Here is a 23,815-nt window from a genome sequence, read left to right as displayed (position 1 = left end):
CAGTCTACTGTCAAATCGCACGAAAGCGTTCACTAACTAAAAACTATTTACTATGACTTATAACTTAATTTTCGAGGAAGTAAAAAAGATCACCTTAGAAGTTGGAGCTTTTATTCGTTCAGAACGCAAAAACTTCAATTCTGATAAGATTGAATACAAAGGATTGAACGATTTGGTGTCTTATGTAGACAAGACTGCTGAACAGCGTATTGTGGCAGGACTTAAAGATATTATTGCCGATGCCGGTTTTGTTACTGAGGAAAAAACAATTAACAAGACTGGAGAACGATTCAACTGGATTATTGATCCATTGGATGGTACTACCAATTTTATTCACGGCATTCCGACTTATTCCATTAGTATAGCTTTAAAAGAAAACGATGAACTGGTATTGGGAGTAGTATACGAAATCAATATGGACGAACTCTTTTATACCTGGAAAGGGGAGAAGTCTTACTTAAATGGGGCGATTATTTCTGTTTCAAAAAATAGAACTTTGGGCGAGTCATTGTTAGCCACAGGTTTTCCATATTATGATTTTGAAAAGGCTGAAAAGTACATGAAAGTGTTCAGCGAATTAATACAGCAAACACATGGTTTACGCCGATTAGGATCCGCTGCTGTTGACTTAGCATATGTAGCTTGTGGGCGTTTTGAGGGCTATTTTGAATACAATTTAAACCCATGGGATGTGGCTGCTGGTGCTTTAATTGTGAAAAATGCAGGTGGTACCATAACTAATTTTTTAGGAGGAGAAGAGTTTCTCGATGCTCGCGAAATTGTGGCAGGAAACGGGTATAGCGGAGCTGAGATGCTAAAGGTAATTGTTAAGCACTTTTAAGCTTATGGATTTATCAAACGAGAAAAGGCTTCACAATGGAAGCCTTTTCTCGTTTGTATCGTTTTGAATTACATCGCTTCTGAAACTACTTCCGTAACTTCTGGTACCATGCGTTTCAATAAGTTTTCAATACCTGCTTTAAGTGTTAGGGTAGAAGAAGGACAACCACTGCATGAACCTTTTAAGATTACGGTTACTACTCCTTCTACGTATGATTTGAAGTGGATTGCTCCACCATCTTGTTCAACGGCAGGGCGAACATAATCATATAATATTTGTTGAATTTTCTTTTCAGTTTCAGTGCCTTCAAACTCTGTATGTTCCTTGTGTTCGTGAACAATCTCAACTTCTGATTCAACAGCGCCTTTCACAAATTCTTTCAAAATTGGAATTAAATCTTCCCAATCAGAACCAGCGGTTTTAGTAACCGTAACAAAATTACTGGCAAAGAAAACACCATCAACAAATGAAAATTTGAACAATTCTTTCGCAAAAGGTGAATCTTCTGCACTTTCTTTAGTTGGAAAATCTTTGCTGCCGTTAATTAATAACTTGTTAGTTATAAATTTCATGGTAGCAGGATTCGGAGTTATTTCAGTATATACGTTCACAGTTGCAGTTAAACTCATCTTTTAATCTTTTATTTAGAACAATTACAAAGTTATACAAAAAGGTTAAAGGTTTTATTAAAAGGTTAAAGGTTTTAGGACTAAGGCTTTGAAATCTTGACCTAAAACCTAAAATCTTCAGCTTTTCAACCTAGTATCCTGTATAATTCTGAGGTGAAAATTGCTTCAATTCATTTTTGATTTCATCGGAAACCGCTAAACCATCAATAAACGTAGCAATGCTAGCTTGAGTAACTTTTTCATTTGTTCTGGTTAACTCTTTTAGGGCCTCGTATGGTTTTGGATAACCTTCTCTGCGTAAAATAGTTTGAATAGCCTCTGCAACTACAGCCCAGTTTTCTTCCAGGTCATTATCAATTGTTTCCTTGCTGAGCAATAATTTGTTCAAGCCTTTTAAGGTTGCTTTGATAGCAATCACTGAATGAGCAATTGGTACACCTACATTGCGTAATACAGTTGAATCGGTAAGGTCGCGTTGAAGACGTGAGATAGGAAGTTTAGCTGCAAAATGTTCAAATAAAGCATTGGCGATACCCAAGTTACCTTCTGAGTTTTCGAAATCGATCGGGTTTACTTTATGTGGCATGGCCGATGAACCAATTTCGCCGGCTTTGATCTTCTGACGGAAATAACCCATTGAAATGTAGGTCCACATATCACGGTCAAGGTCAATGATGATATTATTTAAACGTTTTAAATTATCACATTGAGCCGCAAAATTATCGTAATGTTCAATTTGGGTGGTTAACTGTGAACGGTGTAAACCTAATTGATTGTTTACAAAGGTATTTCCAAATTCAACCCAGTTGATAGATGGGTAAGCAACTTTATGTGCATTGAAGTTTCCGGTTGCTCCACCAAATTTTGCCGAGTATGGAATTTGTTTGAAGAGTAAAAGTTGGTATTCTAAGCGCTCAATAAATACGCTGATTTCTTTACCCAGCTTAGTTGGAGATGCCGGTTGACCATGAGTACGAGCCATCATTGCAATATCCTTCCACTCTTCAGCCAGTTCTTTTAACTTAACGATAAGTGAGTTGATCTCATGTTGGTACACGTTCTCAATCGCATTTTTAATCATCCAAGGAGTTGCGGTATTGTTAATATCTTGAGAAGTAAGTCCAAAGTGAATAAACTCTTTGTATTTTTCCAGGTCCAGTCTATCAAATTGTTCCTTTAGGAAATATTCCACTGCTTTTACATCGTGGTTGGTTGTTTTTTCGATTTCCTTTATGCGTTCAGCGTCTTGCTCACTAAAGCCTTTATAAATAGCTCTTAATCCATTGTATTTTGACTTATCAAAATCGGCAAGTTGAGGTAGGGATATCTCGCAAAGGGCAATAAAATATTCGATTTCTACTTTTACTCGGTATTCAATTAATGCAGCCTCCGAAAAATAGGAAGCTAAATCTTTTGCTGAGCTTCTGTAACGTCCGTCTATTGGAGAAATAGCGGTAAGTGTATTTAATGACATAAGAACAGGGTTGTTTTCAGCCGCAAAGATGCCAATTTTTTTTGATTAGAAGATGATTACAATGATTATAGAAATGGGTTGAACCGAATTTTACAAACCATTATACCGATAGTATGGGTGATTACACCGATTTGAAAAAGGGGATACACCGATCTTAACAGTTATAAAATGCTTTCTCTGCGTAGTTTTAATCATTGATTTTTCTTTTGTCATTCGTTTGTAACAATTTAGAAAGGAACTGTGGAAACTTTTGATATTAAAAATGTTTCCATAGTTTTGAAGCTTGATAGCGTATGGAAAAAGAAGAATTAAAAGAACGAATACTGGAGGCTACGTTTCTGCTTTTTCGCAGTTACGGAGTAAAAAGTATTACTATGGATGATATAGCTAAGCATTTAGCTATGTCAAAGAAAACGATTTATCAATATTTTAAAGATAAAGACGATTTAGTAATACAACTTATGCAACGCCTGCTAGCCGATAACCAAAAGCAAATGGATGATTGCTGTGAAAAGGCAGATAATCCAATACACGAGGTTATTATGATTTTGGCCCAGATGGAAAAGATGATGCGCCCAATGAATCCGACAATGTTTTATGATATGCAAAAATATCATCCGACGGCATGGGGCCTTTTTGAACAGTATAAAAATGTGTGTGTATATGAGAAACTGCATAAAAATCTGATAGCAGGGGTTGAGCAGGGTTTGTATCGTAAGGGTATGAATCTGGAAATACTTACTACGATGCGCATGATGCAGGTGACACATGTCTTTAATCCACTGTACTATTCTCCTGATAAGTTCAATATTACGGATGTAATGCATCAACTAACAGATCATTTTCTGCATGGTGTAACTACATTAAAAGGTCATAAACTAATTAATAAATATTTGCAATTAACTGAAGAAGAATAATATAATACATATGAAAATTAAGCTTACATTATTATCCTGTCTGGCTTTTTGGGGTACAACTGTTCTTGCACAGCAGCAATCTCAACAACCGGCTGCCTATATTTTTAATCTTGATGAATGCATAAAATACGCACATGAGCATCAGTCGCAAGTATTAAATGCTCAATTGGATCAACAAATTGCAGCGGCAAAAGTGAAAGAAACAATTGGAATAGGATTACCGCAGGTGAATGGAACATTAAGTTTCCAGGATTATATTAAGAGTCCGGTTATTTTATTTCCAAATTTTCAATACTCCACCTATAAGGTACTTGAAGATGAGAAAGTGAAAAATGGTGATGGAAATACAATTAGTATTCCTCCTGATGTTCAACCAGTACTTGAAGCCAGTTTTCAACAAAAATACAATGCCGCAGCTGGCGTACAATTGAATCAATTGTTGTTTGATGGTCAGTATTTGATTGGTTTGAAAGCAACGAATGTTTATAAGGAGTTGTCGTCAAAAAATACCTCGCGCACCAAAATTGAAACTGCTGTGGCTGTTTCAAAAGCGTACTACTCAACACTGGTTACTGTAGAACGTTTGAAATTACTTACGGCTAATATTGAGCGTTTGCAAAAAATATTAGAAGAAACGCAGGCGATGAATAAAAATGGTTTCGTTGAGAAAATTGATGTCGACCGGCTTTCGGTTCAGTTGAACAACTTGAAAACTGAAAAAGCAAAATTCGATCGTTTATCGGTTGTGAACGAATACATGTTGAAGTTTCAAATGGGGATGCCTATTAATGATCAGCTTAAATTGAAAGACGAAATCGCTACTATTCAGTTTGAACCTGTTCAAGTACAAGATACATTAAATGTTACTAATCGCATTGAGTATTCATTGTTAGAAACTCAAAAGCATTTGAGTGAACTTGATCTGAAAAGAAACAAAGTAGCTGTATTGCCAAGTGTGGGTGGTTTTGCAACGTATAATACTTCATTTCAAAACCCTATCGCTGCTAGTTTGTTTGATAAAGCTTATCCAACCTTTTTAGTTGGGCTTCAGATAAACGTTCCAATTTTTAGTGGAGGCCAAAAGAAACAGAGAATTAACCAGGCGAAATATGCATTGCAACAGGTAGAAAATCAAATGGTTAATGTGAAGAATGGTTTGGCTTTAGAGAATAAATCAGCAAATATTGTCTATGCCAACAGTTTAGAGTCAATGGAAAATCAAAAGCGAAATATGGAATTGGCCAGAGAGATTCTAAGAGTTACCAAAGTAAAATACAGCCAAGGTGTTGGCTCCAGCCTGGAAGTTACAACAGCAGAAACTGATTTGAAAGCAGCTGAAACTAACTATATCGGTGCGCTTTACGATGCCTTGGTTGCACAAGTTGACCTTAAAAAAGCATCCGGAAAATTCAACTATTAATTAATCCACTAAACAGAATATAAACGCAATGAAAGCATATAAAATTTTACCTATAGTTGTAACATTAGGAATGCTGGCCTCATGTGGCAGTACTTCATCTGGCGACAAAAAATCGCAATTAGAAAAGCTGAAAAAAGAGCAGGTTAAGATTACGGAGCAAATTAAAAAGCTGGAAGCCGAAATCGGTAAAGCTGATCCTGCTGCAACCGATGAGAAACTGAAAATTGTTGGCTTTACTCCGGTTGCCATCAGTGCCTTTGAGCATTTTGTTACAATTCAAGGGAAAGTTGAATCAGAAGAAAACGCCAACGTTTCTGCTGAAACTCCAGGGCGCATTACTGCTGTTTACGTGGTAGAAGGTCAGAATGTAAAAAAAGGACAAGTTTTGGCTCAATTGGATAATGAGGTGTTAACAAATGGTATTGAAGAGCTGAAAACCTCATTGGCATTAGCTACTACTGTTTATGAGCGTCAGAAAAGCCTTTGGGATCAAAAAATTGGCACAGAAGTACAATATCTGCAAGCAAAAACTACCAAAGAGTCATTGGAAAGAAAATTAGCTACTATGAATAGCCAAATTAACATGGCAAAAATCAAATCACCAATTAATGGTACTGTTGATGCGGTAATTGCCCGTGTTGGCGAAACTGCTTCTCCTGGTATGCCTTCTTTCAGGGTTATTAATACTCAAAAGTTAAAAGCAAAAGCTAATGTTTCTGAAGGTTATGCCGCTAACATTAAACAAGGTGACCGCGTTCATGTAAACATGCCGGATATCAATAAAGACTTCACTTCAAAACTATCGTTCGTGAGTCATACTATTGATCCTACAAGCCGTTCATTCTCTGTTGAAGTGCGTATGAACCCTGATCCTAGTTTACGTGCCAACATGGTAGCAGTATTAAACATTGTTGATTACAGTAATCCTAATGCTGTTACTATACCGGTTAACACCATTCAAACAACCGATGGCAACTCATTTGTTTATTTGGCTGAAACGGTTAACGGTAAATCAACGGCTAAAAAACAAAATGTTAAAGTTGGACGCATCAATAACGATAGAGCTGAAATAGTAAGTGGACTTACAGCAGGCGATAAATTAATTACTGTTGGCTTTCAAGGTTTAAATGACGGCGAAGGTATTAAGTTTTAAGTTGTGAGTAATAAGGTTTGGACCTTCCAGGCTATTAACTGTTAACCCATTAACTGTTAACTAATTTTCAAATGAAAGACGTTTTTAAAGAATTTAAGCCCACCAGCTGGTCGATTGATAACAAAACCAGCATATATATTATTACGGTTATCATCGCCATTGCTGGTATTTTCTCCTATAATTCATTACCGAAGGAGCAATTTCCAGAAGTGGTGTTCCCACAAATGTATGTGGCAACAGTTTATCAGGGGGTCTCGCCAACCAACATCGAGAATCTGGTAACTAAACAAATTGAAAAGCAGGTAAAGTCAATTGCCGGAGTAAAAAAAGTAACCAGTAACTCAGTTCAGGATTTTTCGAATGTAATTGTGGAGTTCAATACTGATGTTGATATTGCTGTTGCTAAGCAAAAAGTAAAAGATGCTGTTGATAAAGCACGTACCGATTTACCGAATGACCTTACACATGGTCCGGATGTAATTGAGATCGACGTTTCACAGCTCCCGATCATGAATGTGAATATTTCAGGTGATTATGATTTGGTGAAGCTAAAAGATTATGCTGATCAATTAAAAGATAGAATTGAAACATTGCCTGAAATTACCCGTGTCGATATCGTGGGGGCTCTTGATCGTGAGGTTCAGGTAAATGTGGATGTTTATAAAATGATGGCTGCTAACATCAGCTTCATGGATATCGAAAATGCAATTGCCTACGAAAATAATAACATTACCGGCGGTCAAATTGCAATGGATGGTTTGAAACGAACGCTGACTGTAAACGGTCAGTATAAAGATGCTGCATCTATTGGAAATATAATTGTACGTGGAGCTTCTGGTGCCATCGTTTCACTGAAAGATATCGCGGAAGTAAAAGATGATTTCAAAGAAAAAGAAAGTTTCGCCCGTTTAAATGGCAAAAATGTAATTACCCTAAACGTTATTAAGCGTAGTGGTGAAAACCTGATCGAGGCATCTGATAAAATCCGTACGATCAATGCCGATATGGAAAAAAATGTTTTTCCAAAAGGTTTAAAAACTACCATTACTGGTGATCAAAGTGATAAAACTCGTACTACACTCCATGATTTGATTAACACCATCATCATTGGTTTTATTCTGGTAACCGTGATTTTGATGTTCTTCATGGGAACAACTAATGCCTTATTTGTGGCCATGTCGGTTCCTTTATCGATGTGTGTGGCCTTTTTGGTCATGCCTGCTTTTGGCTTTACCTTAAATATGATCGTCCTGTTCGCATTCTTACTCGCCTTGGGTATAGTGGTGGATGATGCGATTGTGGTCGTCGAGAACACGCACCGTATTTTTGATAATGGTAAAGTGCCAATTGTAACAGCAGCTAAAAATGCCGCCGGAGAGGTTTTTTTGCCTGTGCTTTCAGGTACATTAACTACGCTTGCTCCATTTATTCCATTGGCGTTTTGGCAAGGAGTTATCGGTAAGTTTATGTTCTACCTGCCGGTAACATTGATCATTACCTTGCTTGCTTCATTGGTGGTAGCTTACATTATCAATCCTGTGTTTGCGGTTCAGTTTATGAAACCACACGATGATGATCGTGATAATCATAAAAAAATCGACAAGGGCTTTAAAATTACTGCTATTGTATTTGCTGTACTTGCACTAATTGCTTACCTGATCAATTTTGGTCTTGGAAACTTTGTAGTAACCTTGTTTGCAGCATATGCACTGAATAAGTTTGTACTAACCGGCACAATTCGTCACTTCCAGGAAGATACCTGGCCAAAAGTTCAGAATTTCTATAAGAAAATAGTGACTTGGGCCATCGATGGAGCTCATCCGTATTGGATACTCGGCGGAACCGTAGGTTTATTGTTTTTCTCCGTATTCCTAATGTCGGTCCGCTCTCCCAAAGTGGTTTTCTTCCCGCAAAGTGATCCTAATTTTATTTACACCTATATCCGAATGCCTATTGGTACGGATCAAAAATATACCGATTCGATTACTCAGGTCGTAGAAAAGCGTGTTGCAAAAGTTGTTGGCGATAGCAATCCAATTGTTCAATCAATTATTGCAAACGTTGGTATTGGTGCAAGTGAAAATCAAATGGATGGTGGTACTCAGGTACAACCGCATTTAGGTAAAGTAACCGTTGCCTTTGTTGACTTTGCTGATCGTCATGGTGAAAATACACGTGATTATTTAGATAAGATTCGTGAAGCTGTTAAAGGTATTGCTGGTGCTGAAATTTCGGTAGATCAGGAAAAAGGTGGACCTCCTACAGGTAAGCCAATTAATATTGAAATTGCAGGTGATAATTTCGATGAATTGGTAACTACCTCAACTAAATTGAAACGTTACTTGGATTCATTACACATTGGTGGTGTTGAAGAGTTGAAATCAGATTTCCAGGCTGATAAACCTGAAATTGTAATTGATATTAATCGTGAACGAGCAGGCCGTGAAGGCATTACTACCGGACAAATTGGCCGTGAAATACGTACTGCAGTTTTTGGATGGGAAGCCTCTAAATTCCGTGATGATAAAGATGATTACCCAATCCAGGTACGGTTACGCGAAGGCCAGCGTGGTAATATTGATGCAATTATGAATATGAAAATCACCTATCGTGATATGACCATGGGTGGTGCAATTCGTCAGGTACCATTGTCATCGGTAGCTGATATTAAATATTCAAGTTCATATGCAGGTATTAAACGTAAAGATCAAAAACGTTTAGTAACTCTTGCGTCAAACGTATTGAGCGGTTACAATGCTAACGAAGTAGTGGCTGAGTTAAAAGGCGTTATTGCCGATTTTCAAGCTCCTCCTTCAATTATGATAAAAATGACCGGTGAGCAAGAAGATCAGGCGGAAACCGGAGCATTCCTTGGTAGAGCCATGTTGATTTCATTGGGGCTAATCTTCCTGATTCTGGTAACCCAGTTTAATTCGTTGAGTAAACCAATTATTATTTTAAGTGAGATCATCTTCAGTATCATCGGGGTATTGTTAGGCTTCTCTATTTTCAAAATGGATATGTCTATCATCATGACAGGTATCGGTATTGTGGCTCTGGCTGGTATTGTGGTTCGTAACGGGATCTTGCTGGTAGAGTTCACCGACTTATTGATGGAGCAGGGCATGGGCTTAAAAGAAGCGATTATTGAAGCGGGTCGTACACGTATGACACCGGTTCTTTTAACAGCTTGTGCAACCATGTTGGGTCTCGTTCCATTGGCAGTAGGTTTGAATATCGACTTTGTGAAGCTGTTCACCGAATTAAATCCGCATATCTATTTCGGAGGTGACAGTGTTGCATTCTGGGGTCCGTTATCATGGACAATGATATTCGGGTTGTCATTTGCCACTTTCCTTACCTTGATTTTGGTACCGGTAATGTATTACCTCGTATTCAAATTTAAAGTCAGAGTGAGCGGCTGGTTCGGTGGCAAAAAAGAGACCATAAAACACGAACGTGAGCACGTTTTAGTTCCTGTTGAAGAAGTTGAGACGATATAATTAAGAATTGTGTTTAATAAGTTGAGGGTCCGTAACGAAAGTTCGGACCTTTTTTATATCAATAATATTGAAACAAGTTAATGGAAAACAAAAAGCGCCGCAGGTTAAGCGACGCTTTTTGGGGTAAGTATGTTGTTGTTATTTAGCAGGCCGTTTATACGTTGAATACCATACAATTTTCCCGTCTTTTACCTGGTTTATATCATGGTAATAAGCTGAATCAACCTTCCCGTTTTTATAAGTATCCGTTTCTTTATACCAGGTAACTATATAACCTTCCTTTTTATTGGGCTCATACATTTTATGCCAGCCTTCCATATCAATATTTACTGAACTAAGACTGTCACGGTAAGTGCCCCACATTTTTACAATATCTGCTTTTGGTTTTACTAAATGTATTCCGCTTGCCATATCTACCGCTATCGTATCAGATAAGGCTTTTTCCAGTTCTGTCATGTTCCCGTCAGACCAGTTTTTATAGGTCATCAGTACCATTTTTAAGTCAGCGTCCGAAACATTGGTAGTCCAGGTGCTCGAGTAAGATGCCTTATAAGGCATGTCCATGGCTGGCTTTTCTACACTTGCAGCAGTAGAGTCGGCGGTTGTTTTGTTTTTTTGATCAGTGTTACAGGCGGCTAAAAAGACGCCTAAGCTTAAGAATAAAACAATTTTTTTCATATAGATTATTTTTAGGTTTAATAACTAATATAGTCAAAATAAATGAGTTGTGTTTTTGTTTCTGTATTTGGTAATGTAAGTTTAAGGGGGGCTTTTTTAAGCTTTTACTCAACGGTTATATTAACCCGTCATAATTTTAAAAATGAAGCATAGATACATTGGTTGCAATATTTTTTTCGCAACGTCTACCATCTTCCTTCATTATCGAACCGGTAATGAATACCCCATATAAACGAGAAATCATAGCTTCATCGGCAGCAGCATTAAAACTATTAAGGTTCGTGATGCAAAGCCCTCTGAAACTTTTTGTTTATCAGTTAATTGAAAATTGTCACCCAAATAGTAGTTAACATACCAACTACTGCAGCTGAAAAAGGTGGAGTGTCCGGAGGTAAAACGAGGAAACGGAGGAGTGTCGATCAATGAGTTCCACCCTGGGGCAATGTATTTTTGGATGTAAGTTAAAGGACGAATCAAATTGTAGGTGTATTTTAATTTCCAGCAGATCGTACCAGCGTCATTAAGCGCAATACCTACCTTGGCAAATGTCACCGTTTCTTGCGCCAAATTGAGCTTTTGTTCTTTTATAACCTAAGTTGTAATTGCAATAAGATGAATTTTTAGTGCTATGCTTCTTGATTTTTCAATATTCTATTATGCGTAATCCGAAATAATTGAATGTTCTTAATTCACAGCAGAGGATGATGGCTGTGAAGAGCCGAGGATGTTAAAATCTTAAATAAAAAACCTTCCGCGGATGGAAGGTTTTTAAATTCAGTTATACTTTTCTTGGTGGAAGATTAAACGCCTGAGCATCGTGCTCAAAATTTCCTTTATGTGCACCATCACAAAATGGTTTGTTAGCAGAAAGTCCGCAACGGCAAATAGAAATAACGGTACGGCCTTCTAATCCATAATTGCTACCCTGCATATCTACAATTTCAAAGTCGCCTTCTATTTTAAGAGATCCGTTATTGTTAATGGTAAGTTTGGTTTTTGTCATGATTTCTAAATTTCGGCAAAGGTAGTAAGCGATTTCAGTTATTAAGCCTATAAAAACAATTATGTAAACAATCTAAATAAAAAGAAGAGGGAAGTGCTTTATGTGTAAGGAGAGATCAGTTTTTGCCTTTTTTTGTTCTTTTTTCTAATTGAACGATGCGCTGTTCAAACTGTGAGCGAAGTTCATCTATAAACGCTGTGAGGTCTTTATCACTGGTAAATACTTTATATAATTCTGATTGCATCGTTTCTGCCAGTGATTGCTGCAAGGAATTCTTCTTCTTCAGGAGAAAGGAAAGCATGGCATCCTTGTCAACAATTGATTCAACCTGAAAAGATTGGTGAGACATGGCATTGCCACTAATAATGTGCTCATGAAAGGAATTGAGTTCTTCTAAATCACCTCTTTTATAAAGAGCATTTAACTCGGTGGTTAAGTTCGTAGCTCTTAGGGTTTGCTCTTCGTTATAACCGGGAAATTTATCAGGATGAACATGTACGATGGCTTCTTTGTAAAGGCGTTTTAACTCCTGCTTATCACCGATACTCAGTTTAGGGTTCTGCTCCTTCTTAGCCAGTTTTACAATTCCTTTAGGCTCTTTATAGTTTTTGCCTTTCTTTTTCTGTTCGGTACGTTTTGCCTTTTTGGCTGCTTTTTGCTGTTTATAGAGAAAGGTCAACTGCCGGATGCGCAAAATTTGGCTCTGTAATTCCACTCTGATACGACTTTCAAAACCATTTAAAGCAGCTTCCAATTGCCCAAGCTCCTTTTCCAGTGCGGCAATTTCTTTCTCCAAAGAAAGAAGGGAATCCGTTTTAATAGGGAGTTTCATTTTGATTAAATCACTTCCAGTTCAGGAGATATATCTTTAATTTCTTCAGCAATCAAGGGCGTAATTGGTAAAATAATTTGCTTTTTGCTGATCAGCTCATAAGTCATGAATCCAATCACAACCACGTATTCAAATGTTACCAGCCATAAATTCTCATTAGGGTAGTTGAGATAGGTGAGTGGAATGAGCAGGCTCCAAATCACCGCAAACCGATAATTGGTAAAAATACATAAGGCTATTAAGGGCAATATATACCAGGGCTGTACAGTAGTAGCTAATAAAAAATAAACAAGCAATAACCACATCATGCGGCCCGGTAATTTGTGTTGCGCTTTAGAGGTAAAGAAGGTAAAATAGAAAACGGTTGAACCTAAAGTAACGGCCAGCCATTTACCGATAATCAACAATTCATTGACATGAGTAAATTTAAATCCAACCCAACGTATCAGGTAATAAAAGCTGGCGTTGAATTCGTATTGTTGAAAATAGAGCTGTATGGTTTGAAATATATGTTCGATTTGCTCAATCTTATACACAAAGGGCAGCGAAAAAAAGATTCCGAACAGTAACCCTACAAGTACTAAATCAAAGGTTTTTCTGAATCCAAACGGTTTTAAAAAGAGCGGAATAAATAAAGCAGGAATGAGCTTTAAACAAACAGCAAATGCCATGCATATTCCAGCAGTAAGGGTTCGATTAATGAGTAGGAGGTAAGTTACTAGGAGTGAAAAAAAGATCATTCCGGCTTCGAAATGTAGATTGCCGCAGAATTCAACAATCACTACCGGATTGAGCGCGTAGATAAATAATAAGTTTTTGTTGAGTTTGAAGTAGCGCAATAAAGCACTTAGCATACCAATTGTGCCTAATTCGAATGCTAAAATAAAAGCCTTCATAACCAATACACTGTTGTAAAGGTTTTCCGGAAATAAATTACAAGCTATTCCGTAAATCGATTGACAAAAAGGCGGATAGACCGAATAGAGATAGGGCGAGCTTAGTTTTGCATAAAGCTCAGGTGATAAACCGGGGTAATGAATATCTAAATAACTTCCCGGACGATGGTCAAATGGGTTGAAACCATAGTGTAATAGTCTCCCGTCCCAAACATATCTGTAGAAATCATCTGTTAAATTAGGCAGAGCAAAGATTACTGCTATCCTAAACAATACAGCAGCAGAGAGATTTATTCTATAAAAATCATCAGAAGAATATTTACGAAGAATTAATAAGTAAACGCCAGCTAATGCAGAAAAAAGGCTAATTAGTTGAAATGCATCTGTACGTTGAGTAAAATAGCAAAGCAGTACAAGAAGAAAAAGTGATAAACAATGAAGAGCGATGGAAATAGATGTTTTTTTATTCATGGGCGCAAAGTTAATGAACGGGAATAAAAGTAAAAGCAAATCAATCAAGCATTTCATAGTTATGATTTTTATTTTTGTAAGATGTCGTCTAAGTCCTTTATTGATCAAATGGGGAGGGAAGTTACTATTGAATTTCCTCCACAACGTATCATTTCTCTGGTGCCTTCTCAAACGGAACTGTTGTTTGATCTTGGATTAGATGAAAAGGTAATCGGTATTACCAAGTTTTGTATTCATCCACACGATAAGTTTAAAAGCACAACTAAAATTGGTGGAACCAAGAAATTGGATATTGAGAAAATTCGAGATTTAAAACCTGATCTAATCATCGGCAATAAAGAAGAAAACGAAAAGAGTCAGATCGAAGAATTAATGAAAGAGTTTCCGGTTTGGATGAGCGATATTGCAAATTTGGAAGAAGCTTTTGATATGATGAAGAAAATTGGAGAGCTGACCGACAAAAAAAAGGAAGCAACAGGCTTAATCGATAAACTGAGGTTTGATTTTGATGCATTTAAGATAGAGATTAAAAAAGCGAAGAATAACCAGCTTAATCGGGTAGCGTATTTCATTTGGAAAGATCCTTATATGGCTGCAGGGAAAGGAACGTTTATCAATAATATGTTGGAGCTTTGCGGTCTTGAAAATGTTTTTGGTGAAATTGAACGCTATCCCGTTGTAACCCCTGAATTAATTGTTGAAGCTAAACCAAATCTCATATTGCTTTCTTCGGAGCCTTATCCGTTTACACATAAACATATTGCTGAGTTTAATGCATTGATTACTAGTATGAACTTGCAGTTGGTAGATGGAGAGCTGTTTTCCTGGTATGGGAGTCGTTTATTGCATAGCGTAAATTATTTCAAAAAAATCTTAAAATTGTTGTGATAATGTAAAATATATTTCTACTTTTGCAATCCCAATTAAGCGGAAGTGGCGTAATTGGTAGCCGCACCAGACTTAGGATCTGGCGCCTCACGGCGTGGGGGTTCGAGTCCCTTCTTCCGCACTTAATTCCAATTCCTCCGCCTTGGCGGAGGAATTTTAGTTTTAACAAATCTCTAAACTCCGAATAAGATGAATATCACCAGAGACAAAATCAACGAATTAAACTCAATTATTACCATCAACATTACTCCTGAAGACTATAAAGCGAATGTTGAAAAAGCGTTGAAAGATCACAGCAAAAAAGTAAACATGCCTGGTTTTCGTAAAGGAAATGTTCCTGTAGGGCACATCAAAAAGCTTTATGGTAAGAGTATTCTTGTTGACCAAATCAACAACCTTCTCTCTGATTCATTAACCAATTACATCTCTGAGAATAAATTGGAAGTTTTGGGTCAGCCATTGCCAAAAGTTGATGACAAAACAGATTATAAATGGGATTTTGAAGAAGCTTACGAATTTAGCTACGAAGTAGGCTTAGCTCCAGAGTTTAATGTTGAATTTTCTGATAAAGACAAATTCTCTAAATATATTGTTAAGGCCGACGAAGAAACAATCGAAAGCCGCATGAAAAACCTTCGTCGCAGCTATGGTAAAATGACCAATCCTGAGCAATCAGAAGAGGGTGATGTGCTTTACAGCGAACTTGTACAATTAAGTCCTGATGGATCTGTATTTGAAGGTGGAATCAGCAGCACTACTTCTTTGCGTTTAGATTTAGTAACGGATGCAGATGTGAAAAAATCATTGATCGGTTTGAAAAACGGAGATGTGGTTGAATTTGATATTCAAAAAGCTTACGGAAATGATGCTCACCGCATTGGTCATGTGTTGAATATTGATGAAGAAACGGCTAAAGAATTGAAATCAAAATTCCAGCTTACTGTTAAAAATGTAAACCGTTTGTCGGAAGCTGATTTAACAGAAGAGTTCTTTAACAAATTGTTTTCTGATGGTAGCGTAAAAAATGCTGACGATTTTAAAGCGAAAGTTGTTGAAGAAATTGAGCAGCAAATGGCTTATAACGCTGAGCGTAAATTACAAGCAGATATTCAGGCTTACGCATTAGAAAAATACAATTTCGAACTTCCTGATGCATTTTTGAAACGTTGGATCAAAGCTACTAACGAAAAAGTAACTGAAGAGGAAATTGAGAAAGACTATCCAAATTTCGTTAAAAACTTAAAATGGACCTTGATCGAAAATAAATTGATGCAAGCTAATAACATTGAATTTAAATCAGAAGAGGTTGTTGCTTTAGCTAAAGAGCGTATTGCTCAACAGTTTGCTATGTACAGCCCGGCTCCACTTTCTGATGAGCAATTGAATGAATATACTATGCAGTTCTTGCAAAATCGCGAAAGTGCAAATCGTATTTATGATGAATTACGCACAATCAAAGTATTCGAATATTTGACAGGCGTAGTGAATACTACAAATAAAGAAATCGATTATAAAGCTTTTATGGAGCTTAAGTAACTCATAAAAGAATCTAAGCCGAGAGCGCAAATCTAGTTGCAAGGTTACATTGATTCTTCATTGTAATCTTAACGCTAACTTTGCGCTTTTTGCGTTTAAATAATAACGTGTGTCGTTATGTCGGAGTTTTTTGTCAGAGCAGAAAGAAGTATATACATAAATGGCAGGTTTATTTGTTCTGTACGATATTTGATTATATTAGGATACTAAAAGAATTTATATGAAAGACAGAATTGACAAAAACGAATTTAGAAAATACGCTGTTAAACATCATAGAATCAACAGCATTTCGGTAGATAATTTTATGTCTCGCGTTGAAAGCCGTAAATTACCTACCAATATAACTCCATACATTATTGAAGAACGCCCAATGAACGTGGCTTCAATGGACGTATTTTCACGTTTAATGATGGATCGAATTATTTTCCTGGGAGATCCTATTTATGATGTAACAGCGAATATTGTTCAGGCTCAGTTACTATTCCTTCAATCAACTGATTCGAGTCGCGATATTCAATTGTACCTAAATAGTCCGGGAGGTTCTGTTTATGCTGGTTTAGGTATTTATGATACTATGCAGTATATTCAACCTGATGTAGCTACTATTTGTACAGGTATGGCTGCATCCATGGCTGCCGTTTTATTATGTGCAGGTGCAAAAGGTAAACGTGCAGGTCTTGCACATTCACGTGTAATGATTCACCAACCAATGGGTGGTGCTGAAGGTCAAGCTTCTGATATCGAAATTACAGCACGCGAAATTGGTAAACTAAAAAAGGAATTGTATGATATCATAGCTCGTCATAGCGGACAGACCTACGAAAAAGTATGGGAATGTTCTGACCGCGATTACTGGATGATTGCTGATGAAGCAAAAGCATTTGGTATGATTGATGAGGTGTTGGTGTCAACAACCGATAAGAAATAATTTAAATGGCTAAAAGTAAAAATGATGTTCTGTGCTCATTTTGTGGAGCATCGAAACAAGATGTAATGTTGATGATCGCCGGCATCGACGGGCATATATGTGACCGATGCCTTGCGCAGGGTTATCAAATATTGACAGAAGAAACGAGTCAGCAACGTTCTAAAAAATCACAAAACGAGTTGACTTTGGTGAAGCCTGTCGATATTAAAAAACACCTTGATCAGTACGTAATTGGGCAAGATGATGCCAAACGTGTACTAGCGGTGGCTGTTTATAATCATTACAAGCGTTTGAATCAGAAGATTGGCAAAGATGAGGTAGAGATTGAAAAATCGAACATCGTTATGGTAGGAGAGACGGGTACAGGTAAAACCTTACTGGCTAAAACCATTGCCAAAATTCTTCATGTTCCATTTTGTATTGTTGATGCTACTGTACTTACTGAAGCTGGCTATGTAGGAGAGGACGTGGAAAGTATACTCACACGTCTCTTGCAAGCGGCTGACTACGATGTTACTGCAGCTGAACGTGGAATCGTTTATATTGACGAGGTTGATAAGGTAGCGCGTAAAAGTGATAATCCTTCCATCACACGTGATGTTTCAGGAGAAGGCGTACAGCAAGCCTTGCTTAAAATTTTAGAAGGAACAGTAGTTAATGTACCTCCTCAAGGTGGTCGTAAACATCCTGATCAAAAAATGATCAGTGTGAATACCAGCAATATCTTATTCATTTGCGGTGGTGCTTTTGACGGTATTGAGAAGAAAATTGCAAACAGACTTCAAAGTCAGGCAATAGGTTATTCTGCGGTAAAGGATACAACTCAGTTGGATAAGAATAACTTTTTGCAATACATTACCCCAAGAGATTTGAAAAGCTTTGGTTTGATTCCAGAGTTAATAGGCCGTTTGCCGGTGCTTACGTATCTGAACCCTCTTGATCGTAATACATTGCTGTCAATTCTTTCAGAACCTAAAAATTCATTAATGAAACAGTATACCAAGCTGTTTTCATATGAGGGTATAGACTTAAAATTTGATGCAGAAGTTTTTGAATACATTGTTGATAAAGCAATGGAATTCAAATTAGGTGCTCGTGGCTTGAGATCTATTTGTGAAGCTATTATGCTTGATTATATGTTTGAGCTACCTTCTGACGGATCAGTTAAGGAGCTTCAAGTTACACTGGATTATGCAAAAGATAAATTCGAGAAATCAACAAGCATGAAAACGCTAAAGGTAGCTTAATTAAATTATACCTAATTTAAAAAATATCACTAAAGCCGACTAATGTCGGCTTTAGTGTTTTATGGATTAAATCCTTAATTTTTAGGGCTGCAATAACCATTAATAATTTTGACTGTAGGAAAATATCAAGAAATGTTAAAAACTTTTGTTATTTTAAAAAATAGTTTATTTTAGTACTGTTAATCAGTGTTATGCGAAAAATACTTAACGTATATTTACTTAATGTAACAAATGATGTTTTGAATGATCTAAAATTTAGAACATTTTTATAGCATCGCTCTATCTCTAAATTTACAATCTCTCTCTTACTAATTGGTCGTATAGCTGGTTAGTTCGCATTTTCATGTTGTCTATTAAAAGTTTAGCATATGATGCAACTGTTTACAGTATGGCAAGCATGTTTTATGGGTTTTAAGAGAGTCAATAAACCAAACCAAAGAACCATTTTGACGCTCCTTCTTGTGCTTTTTGCTAAATTATGTTCAGCAACTGCACCTGTTATTACTGACCTGAATAAAACTGGTCAGCCCTGTGAAACTGCTATTAAATTTTCTATTAATGATTTTTCTTCTGTATTCACGGATGCGGATGGCGATGCCATTGGGAAAATTAAAATACTTTCATTGCCAGCAGCAACAGAGGGTGTGTTAAAAGTAGTTAGCACACCTGTAACTGTAGGTATGGAAATTTCTGCCAACCTACTTGATAAACTTACTTTTAACGTTACTTCCGGATTTACCGGCACATCTACTTTTGGTTTCAATATTGCTGACGCAGGAGGAGCTTATGCTACAATTACTAAAAATATAAAAGTTACAGTACCCGACGGACTTTCTATTACTAATAATGTAGTAGCTACAGCAGGAGCAACCAGTAATTGCCAAGACTACTTTGATCCGGCTCCTATAACTGAAAGCTCTGCACCTGTTGTTCAAGGCGGTTTACCATTTAACTATCAATGGCAGCAAAGTACGGATAATGTAACTTATACCGATATTTCAGGAGCTACCGCAAAAGATTATGATCCTCCGGTAATTTATAATACTACTTATTATAGAAGAAAGATACTTGTTGGCTTTTGTTACAATTCAAGTATCGAGGTCGCTATAATCATGTATCCTCCAATCGCTAATAATGGTATACATGCACCCACTTCATATACAGGATGTGGATCTAACACTGATTATAGTGCAATTAATGGTGATCTTCCTTCAGGGGGTAACGGAACTTACACCTATCAATGGGAATCAAGTCCAGGTTCCAATCCTGCTAATGCAGTTTGGTCTGTAATTCCTGGTGCGGTTAGCAAAAATTTTGATCCGGATGCTATTTCAGGCCCTACTCTGCTTAGGCGAAAAGTTGTTTCCGGGCAGTGTTTTGATTATAGTAGTCCCTTACCATTAAGCCCTACGTCCTCATCTGTTACAAACAATAGTTTTGTACTACCGCAGGTAAATGCTGTATGCGGAGGAACTGGTTTTAACCCGGATCCTTTAATGGGTACGGTGGCCGGAGGAAGTCAAAATTATCAATGGCAGCAGAGTTACAGTAGTAATGGCCCTTGGACAAACATTCCTGGAGAAACCGGTAAAGATTTTAATCCCCCGTTCATTACACAAACTACTTTTTACAGAAGATCAATATATGCCAACGGTTGTACCGATAATAGTCTGCCTCAGGCAATAACTATTGCGCCACTTGCTTTAACTAATAATTCAATTGCCGCTGATCAATTCATTTCTACAGGAAAAATACCAGCCTTAATTACAGGTACTCAACCTAGTGGGGGGGATGGTTCAAATTATTCCTATTTATGGGAGCAGAGTACAAATGGCAGTACATGGACTAGTGCTACTGGTGCTGCTAATGGAAAAGATTACCAACCGGAGGCATTATCTGCAACCACCTACTTTAGACGAAATGTATATTGTGGTCAGTGTAATTCCGTAAGTGAAAATGTAATTATTACGGTTGGTACTGTTACTATTACTAATAATACAATTTCTCCAAATGGAGTAACTGAGACTTGTGGAATGACAAGTCTTGACCCTCCACTTATTACAGGAGCAGTTGCTAGTTCGAATCTTTCTTTTACGTACCAATGGCAACAAAGCACGGATGGAACAACCTGGCAAAATATAACAGGTGCAACTGCGAAAGACTATGATCCGGGAATTATAACACAAACAACTAGCTATCGTCGCCAGGTAATTGCAGGAGCGGTTAAGGATGCTAATAATGGAATAGCCTATGTTCTTAATCCTAAGGGTATTGGCGGTAATACAGTTACGGCTGATCAGTCTATTGTTGCTAATGCAACCCCTTCATTGCTACTGGGTAGCGATCCTTCCACTGCTGTAGGCCAGACATTTCAATACACTTGGGAAAAAAGTACGGATGGAGTAAATAATTGGGTTACGGCTGATGGGGCTAGTAATACTAAAAATTATCAACCTCCAGCTCTTACAGTAACCACCTATTACCGACGTAAAGTTAAACTAGGTACTTGTCCAGAATCTATTAGTGAAAAGGTAAAGATTACCATTTCAGCCAACGTTCCAATTAGTAATAATATAATAGATCCACCGACCAATATTGCAAATTTATGCGGAGTAGCATCAATTGATCCTTCCCCAATTCCAGGAAGATTGCCTAGCGCTTCTGCAACTTTTACTTATCAATGGGAACAGAGTAATGATGGTACGAATTGGATCACAATACCAGGGGCAACAGATCAAAACTATGATCCGGGATTATTAACTAAAAGTACCTATTTTCAAAGAAAAGTCATTACATCAACCGAAACTAATATTAGTAATAAATTAGCTATACTTATTAGTCCAGTTCCTTTAAGTTCGAATACAGTTACGACTAATCAAGACATTGATTATGGTAAAGCACCGTTTCCATTGGCAGGTTCATTGCCGGTTGGAGGTGATGGAAATTATGCTTATATGTGGGAGCAAAGTGCCAATGGGAAGAATAATTGGACTGCCGCACCTGACAATAATACATCACGTAATTATCAACCTCCAACATTAACTTCAACAACATTTTATCGTAGAACAGTTGTTTCTGGAGCTTGTAAATCAATAAGTGATTCAGTGAAAATAAAGGTTACGGCAATCGTTGATCTTGATCTTGCTAAAACGGCTAAGCTTAGTGAGTCTGTTGATAATGGAATAGATTACAGTATTAAAGTATTAAATAAAGGTCCGCAAGATGCTGATTCGGTAATTGTGCGGGATACATTGGCGACAAACATAAAGTATTATGCAGCAAGTACAAATAATGGTACGTTTACTTATGATGAAACAACCCACGTATTTACGTGGACAATTGGAAAGTTAAATAATGCTGAAACGAAAGTACTCAAGTTAATTGTTGAAGCATTTGCGAGTGAAACAATAACGAATAAGGCCTCTGTTACAGGTAAAACCAGTGATATAGATCCTGACAAATCCAACAATCAATCAACTGCCGTTTTTCCGTTTGTGGTTTTTGCAATCAATGCAAAAACATTACCCAACATGATTACTCCAAATGGAGATGGGAAAAATGATTTTCTGAAATTCCCTCAAATGGATGCGTTTACAGACAATGAACTTAGCGTGTTTGATCGTTGGGGTAATAAGGTGTATTCTGTTAAAGGCTATCAGAATAATTGGAATGGTACAGGACTAAGTGAGGGGACTTACTTTTATGTACTAAAAGTACGGGTTGGAGGTAAGATTCATCAGTTTAAAGAATATTTAACGATAGTGCGAAACAGGTTTAACGGCTAAATTGATCGAGTGATGAAAAGAAAGTTTCTATTCCTGAATGCTGTATTTATGCTGATGTTTTTCAGAGTTGTGTTTGCACAACAAGATGCGCAGTTTAGTCAATATATGTTTAATGGACTCTATGTTAATCCCGCCTATGCAGGATATAAAGAACAATTAAACCTGCATACATTTTATCGTAATCAATGGACTGGATTTCCAGGAGCCCCCAAAACAATGAGCTTATCTGTAGATGCTCCTATGATGCAATATAATATGGGGTTGGGTCTGCAAGTCAACAATGATAAAGTAGGAATAGAAAATTCGTTAGCTGTATTTGGAATTTACTCCTATCGGTTAAAAATTAATGATGAGGCACGTTTAAGTTTTGGATTGGGTGCAGGTTTTATTAATAATTCTCTTGATGGAACAAATTCCATTGTAGATGATTCAGGAGATGAACTTCAGCCCGGAGTAAAATCCAGTGCATTTACTCCTGATCTTAAGTTTGGAGTATATTATAATGATGAACGTTTTTATGCCGGAGTGTCTGCCACAAATTTGCTGTCGCCCTATATGGTTTACTCAGTAGAAGAAAATCAAATTATACCTAAACGATCTCCACATATTTATCTTACTTCAGGAGGCTTAGTTGATATTACTGATAATGTGAAGCTCAAACCGTCTTTTTTATTAAAGCAAGAGTTAAAAGGGCTGTCAACTCTTGATTTGAATATGTTTGTACTATTACATGATAAATTTTGGGTGGGAACATCGTACAGAGCTGGGTTAAATTTGTTTAAAACAGAAGGTAAAAACACAACATTTGGGTCAAACTCTGTTGTGTTTTTATCAGAGTTTTATCTTGGGGAACAGATTAGATTGGGATATGCTTATGATTTTTCTTTGAATGCATTACAAGGGTTAAACTCCGGTTCTCACGAAATTTCGTTGGGTTATACTATGGATGTGAGTAATATTTTAGGAAATACCTATCATAGTCGTCAACCAAAGGGTAATAGCATTAAAGTTTCAAGAGAAAGAACAGAGAAAGCTTCTAAGGAACCTAAACCAAAAGAAGCTGAAAAAACGATAGAAAAACCAAAAGAGATTCCAAAACAGGTTCAGCCGGCTCCTGTCAAAGATCATAGCGAGGCTGAAGCTAAAGCCAAAGCGAATAAAGCTGTTGAAATCGAGAAGCTTGCAGAACGTACTCAACGCCAGCTTGAAAAAGCTGAAGCTAAAAAACAACGAGAACGTGAAAAAGAGGCGGCTCGAAAACTTGAACGTGAAAAGCGTGAAGAGGAGGCAGCTCTCAAAGCAAAAGCCAAAGCTGAAGAAGAAGTAGCAAAGGCTCGTGAAGAAAAAACGAAAGAAGCTCAACAAGAACCAAAATCAGACTACGAGAAAAAACAGGAAAAAGCTCGTGTTGAAGCTGAAAAAAAAGCTAAGAAATTGAGACGTAAAAATGGTGCGATGGTATCACCTCGTTATTTTTAATAAAATTATTTATTAATGATGAAGTATTTAGAGAATATTAATATACTTGAGTAATAATTTTTTATAAAATTCAACCACAACTAAAAAGAAAAAAGCTAACCGTATTAAAAAAAAAGAAAATAATCTATATTTTGC

General features: G+C 37.1%; 18 protein-coding genes and 1 tRNA gene. 12 read left to right on the top strand and 7 right to left on the bottom strand.

Features of this window, described 5'->3' with window-relative positions; translation table 11 throughout:
* Nucleotides 1-52 precede the first annotated feature (52 nt).
* Nucleotides 53-841 (top strand): inositol monophosphatase family protein, encoded by a 789-nt coding sequence (locus FN756_RS12850; protein ID WP_142604515.1) that lies wholly within the window; start codon nucleotides 53-55, stop codon nucleotides 839-841.
* 68 nt (nucleotides 842-909) lie between these two features.
* Here the strand turns inward: FN756_RS12850 and FN756_RS12845 are convergent, their stop codons facing one another.
* A complete protein-coding gene (locus tag FN756_RS12845) occupies nucleotides 910-1,470 on the bottom strand; it encodes a NifU family protein (protein ID WP_142604514.1) in 561 nt (186 codons plus the stop codon).
* Between the two features lie 130 nt (nucleotides 1,471-1,600).
* Nucleotides 1,601-2,944: an adenylosuccinate lyase gene (gene purB / locus FN756_RS12840; protein ID WP_142604513.1), complete on the bottom strand. Its 1,344-nt coding sequence runs from the start codon at nucleotides 2,942-2,944 to the stop codon at nucleotides 1,601-1,603.
* A gap of 293 nt (nucleotides 2,945-3,237) precedes the next feature.
* Between purB and FN756_RS12835 the strand changes: the two genes are divergently transcribed.
* From FN756_RS12835 to FN756_RS12820, 4 genes are all read left to right on the top strand, one after another.
* Nucleotides 3,238-3,861: a TetR/AcrR family transcriptional regulator gene (locus tag FN756_RS12835; RefSeq protein ID WP_142604512.1), complete on the top strand. Its 624-nt coding sequence runs from the start codon at nucleotides 3,238-3,240 to the stop codon at nucleotides 3,859-3,861.
* Between the two features lie 10 nt (nucleotides 3,862-3,871).
* Nucleotides 3,872-5,281, top strand: a complete 1,410-nt coding sequence (locus FN756_RS12830) for a TolC family protein (protein ID WP_142604511.1) — start codon at nucleotides 3,872-3,874, stop codon at nucleotides 5,279-5,281.
* A gap of 28 nt (nucleotides 5,282-5,309) precedes the next feature.
* Nucleotides 5,310-6,434 (top strand): efflux RND transporter periplasmic adaptor subunit, encoded by a 1,125-nt coding sequence (locus tag FN756_RS12825; protein WP_142604510.1) that lies wholly within the window; start codon nucleotides 5,310-5,312, stop codon nucleotides 6,432-6,434.
* 71 nt (nucleotides 6,435-6,505) lie between these two features.
* Nucleotides 6,506-9,937, top strand: coding sequence for an efflux RND transporter permease subunit (locus FN756_RS12820; RefSeq protein WP_142604509.1), 3,432 nt, complete (start codon nucleotides 6,506-6,508; stop codon nucleotides 9,935-9,937).
* Nucleotides 9,938-10,075: 138 nt separating this feature from the next.
* Here the strand turns inward: FN756_RS12820 and FN756_RS12815 are convergent, their stop codons facing one another.
* The 5 genes from FN756_RS12815 to FN756_RS12795 form a co-directional block, all read right to left on the bottom strand.
* Nucleotides 10,076-10,615 carry a nuclear transport factor 2-like protein gene (locus tag FN756_RS12815; RefSeq protein ID WP_142604508.1) on the bottom strand — a complete coding sequence of 180 codons (540 nt, stop codon included), beginning with the start codon at nucleotides 10,613-10,615 and terminating at the stop codon, nucleotides 10,076-10,078.
* Between the two features lie 240 nt (nucleotides 10,616-10,855).
* The gene (locus tag FN756_RS12810; RefSeq protein WP_185955283.1) at nucleotides 10,856-11,182 is read right to left on the bottom strand and encodes a phosphatase PAP2 family protein; all 327 of its coding nucleotides are present in this window, start codon (nucleotides 11,180-11,182) and stop codon (nucleotides 10,856-10,858) included.
* Nucleotides 11,183-11,393: 211 nt separating this feature from the next.
* On the bottom strand, nucleotides 11,394-11,618 hold the full coding sequence (locus FN756_RS12805) for a CDGSH iron-sulfur domain-containing protein (protein ID WP_142604506.1): 225 nt from the start codon (nucleotides 11,616-11,618) through the stop codon (nucleotides 11,394-11,396).
* Between the two features lie 115 nt (nucleotides 11,619-11,733).
* Nucleotides 11,734-12,450 (bottom strand): hypothetical protein, encoded by a 717-nt coding sequence (locus FN756_RS12800; protein ID WP_142604505.1) that lies wholly within the window; start codon nucleotides 12,448-12,450, stop codon nucleotides 11,734-11,736.
* A gap of 5 nt (nucleotides 12,451-12,455) precedes the next feature.
* Nucleotides 12,456-13,817 (bottom strand): hypothetical protein, encoded by a 1,362-nt coding sequence (locus FN756_RS12795; RefSeq protein ID WP_142604504.1) that lies wholly within the window; start codon nucleotides 13,815-13,817, stop codon nucleotides 12,456-12,458.
* 81 nt (nucleotides 13,818-13,898) lie between these two features.
* Here FN756_RS12795 and FN756_RS12790 point away from each other — a divergent pair, with 81 nt between their 5' ends.
* The 7 genes from FN756_RS12790 to FN756_RS12760 all read left to right on the top strand — a co-directional run bounded on the left by FN756_RS12790 (nucleotide 13,899) and on the right by FN756_RS12760 (nucleotide 23,680).
* Nucleotides 13,899-14,705 carry an ABC transporter substrate-binding protein gene (locus tag FN756_RS12790; RefSeq protein WP_142604503.1) on the top strand — a complete coding sequence of 269 codons (807 nt, stop codon included), beginning with the start codon at nucleotides 13,899-13,901 and terminating at the stop codon, nucleotides 14,703-14,705.
* A 39-nt stretch (nucleotides 14,706-14,744) separates the two neighbouring features.
* Nucleotides 14,745-14,826, top strand: a tRNA-Leu gene (locus FN756_RS12785).
* Between the two features lie 68 nt (nucleotides 14,827-14,894).
* Entirely contained in the window at nucleotides 14,895-16,241 is a 1,347-nt protein-coding gene (tig, locus tag FN756_RS12780; protein ID WP_142604502.1) for a trigger factor, read from the top strand.
* A gap of 220 nt (nucleotides 16,242-16,461) precedes the next feature.
* Complete coding sequence (gene clpP, locus FN756_RS12775) at nucleotides 16,462-17,169, top strand: ATP-dependent Clp endopeptidase proteolytic subunit ClpP (RefSeq protein ID WP_142604501.1); 708 nt, start codon at nucleotides 16,462-16,464, stop codon at nucleotides 17,167-17,169.
* Nucleotides 17,170-17,174: 5 nt separating this feature from the next.
* On the top strand, nucleotides 17,175-18,416 hold the full coding sequence (gene clpX, locus FN756_RS12770) for an ATP-dependent Clp protease ATP-binding subunit ClpX (RefSeq protein WP_142604500.1): 1,242 nt from the start codon (nucleotides 17,175-17,177) through the stop codon (nucleotides 18,414-18,416).
* A gap of 446 nt (nucleotides 18,417-18,862) precedes the next feature.
* On the top strand, nucleotides 18,863-22,201 hold the full coding sequence (locus tag FN756_RS12765; protein WP_185955282.1) for a T9SS type B sorting domain-containing protein: 3,339 nt from the start codon (nucleotides 18,863-18,865) through the stop codon (nucleotides 22,199-22,201).
* A gap of 12 nt (nucleotides 22,202-22,213) precedes the next feature.
* The gene (locus FN756_RS12760; RefSeq protein ID WP_142604498.1) at nucleotides 22,214-23,680 is read left to right on the top strand and encodes a PorP/SprF family type IX secretion system membrane protein; all 1,467 of its coding nucleotides are present in this window, start codon (nucleotides 22,214-22,216) and stop codon (nucleotides 23,678-23,680) included.
* Nucleotides 23,681-23,815 lie beyond the last annotated feature (135 nt).

The organism is Solitalea koreensis, assembly GCF_900182575.1.
GTDB lineage: Bacteria > Bacteroidota > Bacteroidia > Sphingobacteriales > Sphingobacteriaceae > Solitalea > Solitalea koreensis.
The sequence above is the reverse complement of the archived record's forward strand: the minus strand, read 5'-3'. Positions and strand labels throughout refer to the sequence as shown.